Origin of the sequence: Stappia stellulata (assembly GCF_020176715.1) — a bacterium.
Taxonomy (GTDB): Bacteria; Pseudomonadota; Alphaproteobacteria; order Rhizobiales; family Stappiaceae; genus Stappia.
This window is the reverse complement of the sequence record NZ_JAIVMF010000011.1, coordinates 55,847-69,488: the sequence shown is the minus strand read 5'-3', so window position 1 is coordinate 69,488 and position 13,642 is coordinate 55,847. Positions and strand designations below refer to the sequence as shown.

Sequence of the window (13,642 nt, the reverse complement as noted above, 5' to 3'; positions counted from 1 at the left end):
AGCGCCCGAAGGGCAGGGACCGTTGAATGTCGACAGCCATGGACCGGATCGAAAACCCGCTGCTGGTGAAGGCCCGTGTGATATCCGCACTCGTGCTGCGCGAGGCGCGTGTCACGTTCGGGTCGGTCAAGCTTGGCTATTTCTGGGCCGTCGCGGAGCCGGTCATTGGCACCGCGATCTTGACCATGATCTTTTCGTTCATCGTGCGCCATCCGCCCATCGGAACGAGCTTCGCGCTGTTCTATGCGACAGGAATTTTCACTTATCAGCTCTATCGCAAGATGTCCGGATCGCTCATGTCTGTTTTTGCGGCAAATCGCGGTCTTCTCGGTTATCCGTTGGTGACGGAACTGGATGTCGTCTTTGGACGGTTTTTCCTTATATTTCTGACCTACATCATGATATTCACGATTTTCTTTGCCGCCTTGATCTTGCTTGGGCTCGCGCATTTTCCGCGACGGCTGGATATCGTGTTAATGGCGATCGGGGCGACGGGGTTGCTTGGTCTGGGTGTTGGCTTGACCAATGCCATGATTATGGTGCTCTGGCCGACCTGGAAGCGGATCGAGGGGATCATCAGTCGCCCGCTGTTCTTTATTTCGGGTGTGTTTTTCCTGCCGAGCCAGTTTCCGCCGGAGGTGCGCTACTATCTGTCCTGGAACCCGTTGTTGCATGCGATTGACTGGCTACGGGTTGGATATTATCCGAACTACAATAGCCTTGTTCTGGACCTTGGCTTCCTGTGGTTCTGTGTCGCCCTGTTCCTGGCGATCGCATTGTGCATGGAACGACTGTACCGCAAGCACAGGGTCTAGCGCGCGGGTTGCAGATCATAAACAGCAGCCATCCGGATGACCTGTGAGCAAGGAGACGGACCAATGTCGCTTGATGAGGCGGCTATCCGGCAACCGCAATGATCAGTTTCAATGGGGTCCGCAAGACCTACCGTGTCAACGGTCACCGGAAGGTGGTCATCGATGATCTGACGCTCGACCTGCCGTCCGATCGCAATGTGGCGATCATCGGCCGCAATGGCGCAGGCAAGTCGACGCTGATGCGCCTTATCGCCGGGGCGGAATTGCCAGATGAGGGGCGGATCATCCGCCGGGGCAAGGTCTCATGGCCGCTGGGTTTCGGCGGAGGCTTCAACGGCGACATGACCGGGATCGAAAACGCCCGCTTTGTTGCCCGGATGTACGGCGAGGACACTGAGCGCGTCGTTGCCTATGTGGAGGAATTCGCCGAGCTGGGGGAATCGATCCGGCTGCCGATCCGAACCTATTCGAGCGGCATGAAGGCCAGGATGGCTTTCGGGGTCAGTATGGCGATCGATTTTTCCTATTATCTGATCGACGAGGTGACCGCGGTCGGCGACGAGCGCTTCAAGCGCAAATGCGCGGCGGTCTTCGAGGAAAAGATCGAGAAGGCCCGGATCATCATGATTTCGCACAGTCTGGGCACGATCCGCCGGTTCTGCCAGAGCGCTTGTTTCATGGAAGGCGGTCACCTGCACTATTTCGAGGATATCGAAGATGCGATCGCTGCCCATCAGCGGGTTCAGAACGAGTGATTCCCGGCGTTTGGTGATTCTTGACAGTCTTTGATGAATGCCACCCACACCTCCCTTCCGGGAGGCGCCGTCACCAAAAACCAATCGGCTTATAGATATTGTCATTTCTATCAATAAAGAAGAGCTGGAACGCAAGATTGAGTTCCGGAAAATTGCAGTATCGGATCCGCGCAGACTGTGTCTGTCCCTCTCTTTCCAGCAAAGGTGTCTATGGGGTTTGCTCGCTCCGGCCTGATGGGGTAAGCGGTTGGTCCGAGTGACGGGGCCGTGGGCGTTCGGGTGCTTGAAGCGCGAAATCTTTGACGGGGAAGACAATGTTTGACGACAAGTCGATATTGATTACAGGCGGCACCGGATCTTTCGGAAAGAAATACACCGAGACGATTCTGTCCCGCTACAAACCCCGCCGGATCGTGATCTATTCCCGCGACGAGCTGAAGCAATATGAGATGGCGCAGAGCCACGATGATCCCGCGATGCGCTATTTCATCGGGGATGTGCGCGATCTCGGGCGGCTCCGCCAGGCAATGCAGGGCATTGACTATGTCATCCACGCAGCCGCGCTGAAACATGTTCCCGTGGCCGAATACAACCCCATGGAGTGTATCAAGACGAACATCCATGGTGCGCAAAACGTCATCGAGGCCGCCATCGCCGAAGGGGTGTCCAAGGTCATCGCCTTGTCGACGGACAAGGCTGCCAATCCGGTCAATCTGTACGGCGCGACCAAGCTGGCCTCCGACAAGCTCTTCGTTGCCGCCAACAACATGACAGGCGGCAAGGGGCCGGTCTTCGGCGTCGTGCGATACGGCAATGTGGTCGGGTCGCGCGGGTCGGTTGTCCCCCTGTTCAAGCGGCTGGTGCAAGAGGGCAAGACACCGCTCCCGGTGACCCACGAGGACATGACGCGGTTCTGGATTACCCTTCAGGAGGGGGTCGACTTCGTGCTGAAGAACTTCACCCGCATGTACGGCGGCGAGATCTTCGTGCCAAAGATCCCCTCCGTGCGGATCATGGATCTCGTCGAGGCCTATAGCGGCACGCGCGAAGCGGATGTCATCGGAATCCGGCCGGGCGAAAAGCTGCATGAGATCATGTGTCCTGCGGACGACAGCCACCTGACGCTTGAGTTCGCCGATCATTTCGTGTTGCGGCCGACGATCCAGTTCCACGATCTGAACAATGACTTCACCACCAACGCGATCGGCGAGGTGGGCGCCCCGGTGGAGACCGGTTTTGAATATCACTCGGGAAACAATCCCCATTTCCTCAGCGTCGCGGACATTCGCGAGATGGACAAACGCGCCTGACGACGAGGAACGCGTCTGAGGATTGCGATGCGCGAAGGGGCGATGGGCGCGCGGGTCGACTTGTCCTCGTCCGCTCGTGCCGGTGATAGGCTTTCCTGACAATTTTCAGGAGCGCCAGACATGGACCGGACTCATTTTCTCGGCCTGCCCTACCTGCAGGCCGCTCAGGCCCAGAAGCACGTCACCCACAACGAGGCCCTGCGGCTGATCGATGCCAGCGTGCAGCTTGCGGTGGAAAGCCGCAGCGGCCCGGCCGCGCCGCCGCCGGCACCGCAGGAGGGCGACCGCCATATCGTGCCGGCCGCGGCGACCGGTGCATGGGCGGGGGAGGACGGCGCTGTCGCCAGCTTTCTGGATGGCGCCTGGCAGTTCGTCCAACCGGTGGCGGGCTGGATGGTGTGGGTCCGCGACGAGGAACGCCTCGTCGTCCACGACGGGGGTGCCTTCGTGCCGGCCCACGGGACGCGCCTGGACGATCTGGAACGCCTCGGGATCAACGCCACCGCCGACACGACCAACCGGTTGACGGTGGCCGCGGCGGGGAGCCTGTTTACGCATGCCGGCGCCGGGCATCAGGCCACTATCAACAAGGCGGCAGAGGCCGACACCGCAAGCGTTCTGTTCCAGACCGGCTATTCCGGTCGCGCGGAAATCGGTCTGTCCGGCGACGACGACCTCCATGTGAAAACAAGCGCGGACGGTGCGACCTGGCACGAGGCGCTGGTGCTGTCGCGCGACGATGGCGCTGCCCGGCTGCCGGAAGGGGTGCGGCTCGGGGCAGGAGACAGTCTTCTTCAGCACTACGAGGAGGGCGTCTGGACGCCTGAGCTTGTGGGCGCGAGCGTCGCCGGAACCCCGACCTATAGCGCGAATGCCGGCTCTTTCGTGCGCATCGGCGCGCTGGTGTTCGTCACGGCCCGGCTCGCCTGGTCGAGCCTCGGCGGTTTGAGCGGCACCGCCGTCATCGCAGGCCTGCCATATCCCTGCCGCAGCGGCATCGTCAATCGCGCGCCAATGACCAGCGCCTGGTACAACAGCGTGTCGATGGGGGCGGATACGACGATGCTCGGCGGCTTCGTGGAGCCCGGCGCGAGCCACATCCGCCTTTGGGGGGCTTATCAGGCCTATGAGGGCACGAACTTGTTCCTCACTGATGCGCATTTGACGGAAACAGGTGAGATATATGCAGCTAGCACATATGTGACAGCATAGCTGTATTGGCCACGTCTCAAGCCTGAGCGTGTCTCGCGTCCCGCCACTCTATCAACGCAGCGACAAGGTTGGTGACGAGGCTCTCCTTGTCTCCCAACTGATTGCCTTCAATATGAGACACTGAAGAATGCCAAACATCGATTTGTCCGGATCTTTTCCGCCAGTGTAGTTCGGATGAATTCGACAGAAGCCAGGTCGGGCGTCCCAGAGCGCCAGCCAATTCCACAACGGTGGTAGCTGGCGAGATTACCAAATCCAAACATGACATAAGCGATGCAACGGAATCGAGATCGTTATATTGATCAATGAATTTGAGATCGACCAACTTTCCAGGGAATTTATTTTCAACCCAGGCTATCTCATCTTCACAATCGTCGTATTGGAGATTGACGAACTGGATCCCGTCAATTTCAAAGAGCGGAGCGAGCTCATCGATAGAGAGATAATGTTCGTTTCTGGACGAGGTATTGAGACTACTTCGCCAACTTACTCCAACAAGAGGCGTCAGTTTCGGTAGGCTTTCGGAGATAACCCGTTGGCTCGTCTTGTCTGAAACCAGGTATGGGCCTCTGGAAAAGTCTTCTTTATTTTTTCTGAACTCGTGCAGAAAGTCGGTTGCCAGAGCAAATTTATCGCAAGACATAATATAGTTCACGGAATTATTATCAAGGGCCAAGCGATTTCCAGGGTGCCTGACTTTATCAAAGTCCTCAATTTTGAAAGCGTCGGTTCCTCTCAGTCGCTTTACCGGAACAAAATCTATTCCTTTGAATGACCTGGAAAGGAGATCCAAGAGTCTCGGATCACATCCAATTCGAAGCTGAACATCACCTTTAAGTGCCTTTCGCATATCAGCATAGATACTAGCGAATCTGATCTCATCGCCAGGGCCAAATATTGCTGTTAGAAAAACAGACCCATCTTTTACTTCATCTAATTTTCCCTTGTAGTATTGATCATGGAAGTGATGAGCGATCGTTTCCCGGATATGAAGATCGCGAAATGTTCTAAATGCGTCCTCAACTTCTCCAATCCCAAATAAGATTTTTCTAGGAATCATATCGCCGAGTTCGATCCGCTTCTTGGTTGCAGCTCGGTAGATGATTTCGCCCTTCTTGTAGTCTCCAAGAAGGATGCATAGGCGCAGTGCTTCCCTGTAAACAAGGCTACTTGGCCAAACTGACAAGGCGCGCTCGACGTTTTCAAGAGCATCTTTGTAACGCATTGTTGAAGCAAGCGCTTGGGAGTAAGCGACAGTCATTTGTGGCGATGGGTTGCTTTGGCGAAGCATATTCTCCGCCGTCTCTAGGGCGGCATCGGAACGCCCGAGGCTTATTTGCGCCTGAACCTTTTGAATTGAGTTTCTGCCATCGACATCAATCGTCCTTATTAAGATCTTGGAAATGGCGCCGACTTCCTGTTCGCTTTCATATTGTTTCTGTGGAACAAGTAAATTCGAAACTTTTGATGGCGACTTGACAATATTAGCAGATTGCCACACCGTAAATGCATCCAAGTTATTAAAGGGGATTGTTTGACATATCATCGCCAAGGCGCGTGTTGCGCCTGCTGATGTGCCGCAAGCAATTGATACTTGCGCGATTGCGTGGGCGCTTGCTATGTCGAAATTTCCGAATGAAATTTGATAATACTTTTCAATGACCTCTATCGTTTTATAATTAGAAAGAATCAGAGTCATGGCAATGCGTTCGGCCGCACTGTAGTTGCCAACAAGCATGTGCTGCGACAACTCGTGAAAAAGAATTTCAAATAATGGAGATTCGATATTGTCCGCTTTTGTTTCGTCAAGGCGTGGTTCGAGCGAATTTTCCTGTTCTCTGCGAGTTTGTTTTTTGATCTGCTTGAGCGTCGATGCGCTGTCGCTATAATTTCCGAGCTTTATAAGCGCATCTGAGATTGTAGTTTCGATAACAATCTTTTCCGAACTGGTCGCTGTTGGATGAAGAATGGAGAGCGCATGCAGAACTGCGCCCTCCTCTAGGGTACTAGTCAGGCGGTTGATCGTATCTTCCAAGTTTGAATTGGAGCGGGCATAGCCGATGATGATCGATGCAGCGCACCTTTGGTAATGCGCTCCGTCCGAAAACGTTGCTATCTTGTTGAGCGGCAGGGTGCGGAAATGACGCTCAGTCGCCGAGTCTGGGGCAGAATTATTGGATTGCGCCAATAAAGCGAGTGAGGCGGGAACGGAAAACAGTGCGGGATTATTTGCGCGAGAGCCTCTCTCCGCAAGTCTGTCTTCTGGTTCAAGGGTCGTGGATAGTAACTGTCTTTCGCCCAATATTCGTAATGCGGCAATGGTCAAGCCGTCGAATGAGCTTTCAGTATCGGCCAGATAACGCGGATACTTCAGATAGACGCCCGCAAAGAGCTCCAGCACCGTGAGATCGCGGCCGCGGTGTTCCTGTGTCCGATCATCGGTCAGTCCCCATCCGGCATAGAACGGGGTTCCAAGGGTCGTCACCTCAACTCCGCGCAACAAGGCCTCGAGACCTGAGAGAGACGAGAGCGTGTAGACGTGGTCGACTGTTTCGAGCAGGTCGATCAGCGGCCCGTCTGGAGACAGGATCCGTGCGAATTTTTCGATCCGCTCGGCCTTAAACCTGCTGCGCTGGTAGCCGTGATAGATATCAGGGTGAGGCCGATAGAGGATTTCCGCGTCCGGGTTTTCCAGCTTGGCAAGACGCACGATGTCGCTCATGCGCCAGCCGGCAGGATTCCCCATGCGGACGGCCGCGTCATTGTCGACCTGGCCGAGCACCAGAACACGGCGACGCGTCTTGATCGAGAAATGGCGGGCCGGGTCGCCGACATCCGGCATGTTGTATTTCGAAAGCCGCTTTTCGATCAGAAGGTTAAGCGCGGAGCGGGCATTCTGCATAAGGGCCGCATCGCCGGCGAAATCGTAGCTTGCAAGAATGTCCGCAAGGTCGTTGGGCTCGCTTGCGTTGTAGTAGAGCCCCTTGCTGTCGAAAACCAGTGAGTAGGGTGTCGCGTGGCTGGCGCCGAGCTCGGCCGAGCGCAGGAACCCGTCCTCCACACGAATGAGCGGGATTCCTTTCTTGCGGGCAAAGCGGGCGAGCCAGCCCGGGTCGGTGTAGCCCCAGACGTAGATGCGACTTGGCGCCGGCTGCATGGTCCTGGCCGCGCGCCATGCGTCCCATCCGAGAAACTTGCGGGGCGCGAAGGCAATGCGTACGTCCGGGCAGTAGTCGGCCATGAAGCCGTACTTCCAGGCGTTGAAGCCGAAGGCGATAGCGATCGGCGCATCGGGTGTCTTGCGCCAGGCGCGGCCAACCAGGTGAAACGCCTCGACACCTGTCGGCGCGTTCCGCAAGGCCGGGGCATAATGGACCTCATAAGGATACTTGTCGCCGGTCGGGATCTTGCGGTCGAAGAAGGCGAGCGCACTGTCGTTCAGTCCGCTGAGAATCGAGCGGGGTGTCGGCTTCTGGGTAATCCGGTCAAGCGTTCTCCCTCCAAGTTGTGTCGACTTGCGAAGAAGCTTCCCGAGATACGGCAGGACCCGGACGCGCATAAATGATCTCTTTTCGTTGTGTTGTCGCAAATAAAGGAGGGCTCGCCTCAGCCAAGGTCCGCTTCGCTCAGGCGCTCACCCGCCTTGATATCACGGTGGGCCGTGCGGCCAAGAAGCGCCTCGAAGTGGCGTGGCGCCAGGCTGTAGCCGGGCCGGCAGATCTTCAGATTGTCGCGGCTGAAGAGCGTGCCTTTCGCGATGTCCCGGCTCGGATAGATCGACTGGCGGAAGGGGCGTGATCCATCCTCGTTCTTCGTGCCGCCATAGCGGACCTCTCCGGTCGCGTGCCAGGCGCGGGTCGTCTCTTCCTTGAGCAGGCGCATCTCCCAGGGCTCCAGAGAGAAGGAGGAGTCCACGCCGCCGTCTTTCCTGTCCAGGGTGAAGTGCTTTTCGATCACCGTGGCGCCGTGCACCACCGAGGCGACCGCGACGCCGGTGCCCGGCGTATGGTCCGACAGGCCCACCTGCACGCCGAAACGCCGCGCCATGTCGGGGATGGTCAGCAGATTGGCGTCCGATGCGTTGGCCGGATACTGGCTGGTGCACTTGAGGAGCACGATGTCGCGTGCACCGGCGTCGCGCGCAGTCGCCACGGCCTCGCCGATTTCCTCTTCGCTCGCCATGCCGGTGGACATGATCATCGGCTTGCCGGTGCGGGCCGCCTTTGCGATCAGCGGCAGATGCGTCATCTCGAAGGACGCGATCTTGAACATCGGCACGCCTAGGCTGTCGAGGAAGTCGACCGCGCTTTCATCGAACGGCGTGGAAAAGGCGAGAACGCCGAACTCGGCCGCCGCCGCAAAGAGGTCCGCATGCCATTCCCAGGGCGTATGCGCTTCCTTGTAAAGGTCGTGGAGTTGCCGTCCGTTCCACAGGCTCTGCGGATCGTCGATCATGAAATCGGGCCGCCGGCTGTCCAGCGTGATCGTATCCGCCGTGTAGGTCTGGAACTTCAGGCAGTCGACGCCGCATTGCGCCGCCTGCCGGACGATCTCGAGCGCGCGCTCCTTGGAGCCGTTGTGATTGCCCGACATCTCGGCGATGACGAAAGGCTCGGCATCCTGTCCGATGACACGGGTTCCGATCCTGATCGGCTGGGCCATTTCTACTCTCGCTCACTGCGTTGGGATATTTCAACCGGGGACCAGAAGAACAGATCTGGCGCAAAGGGACGATAGCCTGCCTTTGCGAAGAGGCTATGCGATGCCGTATTTCCTGGCAAGATACGGGCTATCTGGATTTCCTGGGGATGTCGGCGTTGCAGTTCTTGCAACGCGCGCAGTGCCACGCCGCACCCGTAAAACTCCGGTGCGGTCACGATTGAGACCTCTCGACAGCGATGGGACGGCGTTCCGGCCGGGGCGGGGCAATCGCTCTTGTCGAGACGCACGATGCCGGCCGCAATGCCATCTGCTTCGGCGATGTAGAAGCTGCAGTCGTCATCGGAAAGCTTCTGCTCGAGCCAATTCAGATGATCTTTCCACGCGGGCACGGCTGGGTTCACGGCAAAACGGCGGGTCGCAGGGTCGCTCTGCCACTCATGCATCAAGCGGGCGTCCTCCATCCGCGCCGGCCTGAGGGCAAGATGGCCGGAGCGTATGCGCGGAGCAAGTCCGGCCGAGATCGCTCGGATCACGCCCTGTCCGTCGACCAGCTTGCGTGCCGTCATGCTCAAGGAAGCGAGTTGATCGGATGGCAGAAGCGGTTCAACGATCTCTCGTCCCCAGCTTGCCGGATCGACCTGCGGGTCGAAAATGCCGCCGTCGATCGCGGCTCCCGTGTCGGCGAGCGCGCGCGCCACGCCTCTTTGATTGTCCGCGATCACGAGCATGACGCTCGGCAGGCCGAGGCAGCAGCGCTCCCAGGCCGATGAGCCGGCCGCGCCGACGGCAAGGTTCATTCGCGACAGGAAGCCTGCCATGTCGCGGATGTCGCGATGGATTTCAAGCCGGGGGCCAAAGGCTGCACGGCGTTCCTCCAGCCGGGCCCCATGCGGATAGGCGGCGCCGACGAGGACATGCAGCGTCAACCCGTGCGCTTGCGCAAGCGGGGCCAGGCCGTCGATCACCCAGCCGGTCGCGTCCGGCTGGTCCGCCCCGCCCATGTTGATCAGCACGTGGCGCGCGGGCCGGCCTTGCGCATAGGCGGCGTCACGAGCGGCAAGGGTTTGCGGGCGCAGTTCGGCAAAATCCGGTCGCAGCAGCGCGAACTCCGCCCCAACAAGGCACGTACAGCCATCGGGCACCCGCCCGCGATAGGCGTCGGCGCTCTTTGAAAGCGTCGAATCGACCACCACATCGCCGACGTGGGGACGGTCGAGGTCGTCGATGCACAGCATCGCAACGCCCGGAAATTCTGCCCGCACGATCTCTTCCCATTCCCGATCGAGGCCATAATGGTCGACGACGAGCAAGGCGGGGGCGCCAAGATCCGTTGCCCGCGCCCATGCGCATGTCGCTTCCGCATCATGCGCCTGCGTGGTGCCGAGCCAGAGACCGTAGTCGCCCTGCTCGGGCAGGGGTGCTGAACCGTCTGCGGGCAACAGGTGCACGTCGTGTCCGGCCCGACGAAGGAGATCGGCAAGACCCGGATGCAAGGTGCGGCTGACGAAGGTCGCGCGGAAGCCCCGGCGCGCCAGGGCATCCGCCAGGGTCAGGCAGCGCATGACGTGGCCGGTGCCCATGCGGGCCGAACCGTCGACGCGGAAAAGGGCCGTTGGTAACCTCACGACCCCTCGTCCTGCTGGAGCAGCCGGAAGAGCTTTTCTGCGAAGGCCCAGTCGTCGGGCGTATCGATGTCCTGCGCCCTTGCGCGGTCGACCGGGTAGATTGCAGCCGTCGGCCCCAGCAGCGGCCGTCCGGCCCGCAGCGCCTCTGGCCGGCACCAGTAGAACTGGCCGGAATCGTGATAGGCGGGTTCCAGGTCCTGCGAGCGGGTCGCGGTGTGTTCGGGATGGAAGAGCGCGACCCGGTCGCCGGTCTTCCTGAGCGCCCGCTGGATCGGGTAGGCAAATTCCACGCCGGCGAAGACATAATCCGCTTTGCTGTCGACAAGCTGATCCCAGGCCCTGTCCAGATCCACCGGGCGGACAAAGGGCGCGGTCGCATAGAGGCACAGCAGCGCGTCCACCCGCTCTGCGCTTTCCGCCTCGATCCGCTCGAGCGCGTCGACGAGAACGGGAAGCGTTCCGGTCATGTCGTCGGAGAGGTCGGCCGGGCGCATGAACGGCACCTCGGCACCGGCTGCGCGTGCGACATCGGCGATCTCCGCGTCGTCGGTCGAGACGATGACGCGATCGACGTTGCTGCTCGCCAGTGCTGTGGCGATGGAACGCGCGATCATCGGCACGCCGTGAAACGCACGGATGTTCTTGCGCGGGATCCGCTTGGAGCCGCCCCTTGCGGGAATTACGCAGACATTCATGCAAGCGCATCCGCAAGCGCTGCGATAACCCGGTCCTGCTGGTCAAGGGTCATGCCGTGGAACATCGGGATCGAGATCGAGCGTGCGTAATAATCCTCGGCCTGCGGGCAGTGTCCGGGCCGAAAGCCGAGTTTCTTGTAATAGGGCTGCAGATAGATCGGGATATAGTGCAGGTTGACGCCGATCCCGCTGGCACGCAGCGCCTCGAAGATCTGCCGGTGCTTGGCCACGTGCCGGTCGTCCCTCAGCTGAACGACATAGAGATGCAGCGCCGAACGGGTCCGCGCCGACCGCTTCGGCAAAATGAGCGGCAGGGCGGACAGCTTTTCGTCGTAGCGGTCGGCAAGCTCGTGACGCCGGCTGACGAAGTCCTCGAGCCGGGTGAGCTGGGAGAGGCCGAGGGCCGCCTGCATGTCGGTGATGCGGTAATTGAAGCCGAGGTCGACCTGCTGGTAGTACCAGGGACCGTCCGGCGCCTTGGTCATCAGGGCCTCGTCCCGCGTGATGCCGTGTGAGCGCAGCAGCATCAAGCGTTGCGCGAGTTCGGCGTCCTGCGTCGTGGCGGCGCCGCCTTCGCCTGTCGTGATGATCTTCACCGGATGGAACGAGAACACCGTGATGTCGGAATGGGCGCAGGCGCCCACCGGAGCATTGCCGTCATGCCCGCCGACGGCATGGCTTGCATCCTCGATCACCTTGAAGCCGTAGGTTCTGGCCAGCGCGCCGATTGCCGCCATGTCGCAGGGCAGGCCGCACAGATGCACCGGGATGACGACCTTGGGCAAACGGCCCTCGGCCTTCGCCTCTTCGAGCTTCGCCTCGAGCGCCGATGCGCTCATGTTGTAGGTCTCCGGGCAGATGTCGACGAAATCCACATCCGCACCGCAATAGAGTGCGGCGTTCGACGAGGCCACGAAGGAGATCGGCGACGTCCAGACGAGGTCGCCGGGGCCGACGTCGAGCGCAAGGCAGGCGATGTGGAGCGCAGCGGTTGCCGAACTGACCGCGATGCAATGATCGGCACCGACCGCATTGGCGAGCGTCTGTTCGAAGCGGGGGACCGCAGGCCCCTGCGTCAGGAAGTCGGAGCGCAGGACCTCGACGACGGCGTCGATGTCTGCCTGATCGATTGACTGGCGGCCGTAGGGAACGAATTCCATTAAGTGCGGACCTCATCGTCTTGGCGGGCGTCCCGCAGGACCACGCCGGCGTCAGCAGCGGCGGGCGGAACCTATCCGGTGAGCATGACACAGTCGCGAACGATGCCCAAAACCCGGCTGTTTTCGATATGCGATCCGTTGGCCCGGAACCCGGTGGGGTCGATCCGGTCCGCAGAATGCCAGCGAAGAATCATCTCCGGGAAATTGCGCGAAAATGCGGCCGTCGTGCAAGTGTGTGTTGCGCAGCCGAGAGCTTCCGACCCTGTGCGTCGTCGTTGCCTGTCCGCAGGAACGGTGCGTTGCCGCTCTTCAGGATCAGCCGATGTCGTGCAGGATCCGGTCCGCCAGTGAAACGCCGCTGTCGAACCCGCATTCGACGCGCGCGCCCAGACACCAGTCGCCGCCCGCCAGCAGCGTGCCGTCGGCGATGTCCAGAAACGGCCGGCCGAGCGGCACCTGCGTCTTGGCATAACGCCAGCGATGGGCGGCAACGTGCGTCGTCGCGGGGAGGGAACCTTTCGACAGGCTGTTCAGAGCGTCGAGAAGCAGCCGGGCGACCTCTTCGGCGGGACGTTCCAGATTGTCCCGGCTCCACTCGGGGCTGGCATGGAGCACGAGGCGCGCCGGTTCGGCAACGCGGTACGGTTTGGAGGCTTCCGGGGCGATCCACGCGATCGGGCTGTCAGCAATCTGTCCGGTATCCGGGAGCGCGCCCGGCGCCGGCACGTCATCAAGGGCGATCATCACCGCCCAGCAGGGAGCGACGTCAACCCTGGACAGCGCGCTAACTGCCTGCGGAAACGCAGAGAGCAGGGCGCTGGCCTGGGGGGCGGGCACACACAGTGCGACACGGTCGGCGACCATCGTTTGTCCGGTTTCGGCGAATGCGAGTTGCCAGCCGTCCTGCGTGCGCTCGATCTTTGTCAGCGTGTGCTGCCCGCGGATCTCCAGCCCTTCGGCGAGCGGACGCACCAGCGACGACATGCCGGGCGTCCCGACATAGCGCCGGTCGCCACTGGCTCCGTCGGGGAGGTCCCAGCCTGCGGCGGCACCGCCCGCGACGGCGCCGCGCATATAGGCCGAGAAGGCAGGGCCGCGCGCGGTCGCGAATTGCGCGCCGTGGTCGAACGTCAGTCCGTCGGGCCCGCGCCGGGTCGCGATCCGCCCGCCGAGCCCCCGCGACTTGTCGAAAACGACCGGGGTCATGCCTGCCGCCGCCAGTCTGGAGGCGCAGGCAAGCCCGGCGATGCCGGCACCGATCACGGCGACAGTTGGCGCGGGAGTTGAAACCATGGAACGAAGTCCTTGCAAGTAGGTATGGTGGGGCGTTGCGGCAGGCGAGGGTCAACGGGGCTTACGGCATGGGCGGTCTATCGGATCGCGACGGCTGGCCGAACCGGGTACGGCG

General features: G+C 60.5%; 10 protein-coding genes. 4 read left to right on the top strand and 6 right to left on the bottom strand.

What is annotated here, in order from left to right:
• The first annotated feature begins 26 nt into the window (after positions 1 to 26).
• The 4 genes from LC092_RS13890 (at position 27) to LC092_RS13875 (ending at position 4,092) form a co-directional block, all read left to right on the top strand.
• Positions 27 to 815, top strand: a complete 789-nt coding sequence (locus LC092_RS13890; RefSeq protein ID WP_224807361.1) for an ABC transporter permease — start codon at positions 27 to 29, stop codon at positions 813 to 815.
• Positions 816 to 913: 98 nt separating this feature from the next.
• Positions 914 to 1,570 (top strand): ABC transporter ATP-binding protein, encoded by a 657-nt coding sequence (locus LC092_RS13885; RefSeq protein WP_224807356.1) that lies wholly within the window; start codon positions 914 to 916, stop codon positions 1,568 to 1,570.
• A 314-nt stretch (positions 1,571 to 1,884) separates the two neighbouring features.
• On the top strand, positions 1,885 to 2,880 hold the full coding sequence (gene pseB, locus LC092_RS13880; RefSeq protein WP_224807355.1) for a UDP-N-acetylglucosamine 4,6-dehydratase (inverting): 996 nt from the start codon (positions 1,885 to 1,887) through the stop codon (positions 2,878 to 2,880).
• Between the two features lie 120 nt (positions 2,881 to 3,000).
• Positions 3,001 to 4,092: a DUF2793 domain-containing protein gene (locus tag LC092_RS13875; protein ID WP_224807348.1), complete on the top strand. Its 1,092-nt coding sequence runs from the start codon at positions 3,001 to 3,003 to the stop codon at positions 4,090 to 4,092.
• 16 nt (positions 4,093 to 4,108) lie between these two features.
• On the opposite strand, the gene LC092_RS13870 is transcribed toward LC092_RS13875, so the two are convergent.
• The 6 genes from LC092_RS13870 to LC092_RS13845 all read right to left on the bottom strand — a co-directional run bounded on the left by LC092_RS13870 (position 4,109) and on the right by LC092_RS13845 (position 13,527).
• On the bottom strand, positions 4,109 to 7,651 hold the full coding sequence (locus tag LC092_RS13870; protein ID WP_224807346.1) for a hypothetical protein: 3,543 nt from the start codon (positions 7,649 to 7,651) through the stop codon (positions 4,109 to 4,111).
• Between the two features lie 47 nt (positions 7,652 to 7,698).
• A complete protein-coding gene (gene pseI, locus LC092_RS13865; protein ID WP_224807344.1) occupies positions 7,699 to 8,754 on the bottom strand; it encodes a pseudaminic acid synthase in 1,056 nt (351 codons plus the stop codon).
• A 2-nt stretch (positions 8,755 to 8,756) separates the two neighbouring features.
• On the bottom strand, positions 8,757 to 10,379 hold the full coding sequence (pseG, locus tag LC092_RS13860) for a UDP-2,4-diacetamido-2,4,6-trideoxy-beta-L-altropyranose hydrolase (RefSeq protein ID WP_224807612.1): 1,623 nt from the start codon (positions 10,377 to 10,379) through the stop codon (positions 8,757 to 8,759).
• Positions 10,376 to 11,074, bottom strand: coding sequence for a pseudaminic acid cytidylyltransferase (gene pseF, locus LC092_RS13855; protein ID WP_224807336.1), 699 nt, complete (start codon positions 11,072 to 11,074; stop codon positions 10,376 to 10,378). Before pseF ends, pseG begins: the two co-directional genes overlap by 4 nt.
• Positions 11,071 to 12,234, bottom strand: a complete 1,164-nt coding sequence (pseC, locus tag LC092_RS13850; protein WP_224807326.1) for a UDP-4-amino-4,6-dideoxy-N-acetyl-beta-L-altrosamine transaminase — start codon at positions 12,232 to 12,234, stop codon at positions 11,071 to 11,073. The genes pseF and pseC overlap by 4 nt, the downstream gene beginning before the upstream one ends.
• Positions 12,235 to 12,549: 315 nt before the next feature.
• Positions 12,550 to 13,527, bottom strand: coding sequence for an NAD(P)/FAD-dependent oxidoreductase (locus LC092_RS13845; protein WP_224807318.1), 978 nt, complete (start codon positions 13,525 to 13,527; stop codon positions 12,550 to 12,552).
• Positions 13,528 to 13,642 lie beyond the last annotated feature (115 nt).

Coding starts and splice junctions, on each gene's coding strand:
- LC092_RS13890 (WP_224807361.1), top strand. CDS start 27: ATGTCGACAGCCATGGACCGGATCGAAAACCCGCTGCTGGTGAAGGCC.
- LC092_RS13885 (WP_224807356.1), top strand. CDS start 914: ATGATCAGTTTCAATGGGGTCCGCAAGACCTACCGTGTCAACGGTCAC.
- pseB (WP_224807355.1), top strand. CDS start 1,885: ATGTTTGACGACAAGTCGATATTGATTACAGGCGGCACCGGATCTTTC.
- LC092_RS13875 (WP_224807348.1), top strand. CDS start 3,001: ATGGACCGGACTCATTTTCTCGGCCTGCCCTACCTGCAGGCCGCTCAG.
- LC092_RS13870 (WP_224807346.1), bottom strand. CDS start 7,651: ATGCGCGTCCGGGTCCTGCCGTATCTCGGGAAGCTTCTTCGCAAGTCG.
- pseI (WP_224807344.1), bottom strand. CDS start 8,754: ATGGCCCAGCCGATCAGGATCGGAACCCGTGTCATCGGACAGGATGCC.
- pseF (WP_224807336.1), bottom strand. CDS start 11,074: ATGAATGTCTGCGTAATTCCCGCAAGGGGCGGCTCCAAGCGGATCCCG.
- pseC (WP_224807326.1), bottom strand. CDS start 12,234: ATGGAATTCGTTCCCTACGGCCGCCAGTCAATCGATCAGGCAGACATC.
- LC092_RS13845 (WP_224807318.1), bottom strand. CDS start 13,527: ATGGTTTCAACTCCCGCGCCAACTGTCGCCGTGATCGGTGCCGGCATC.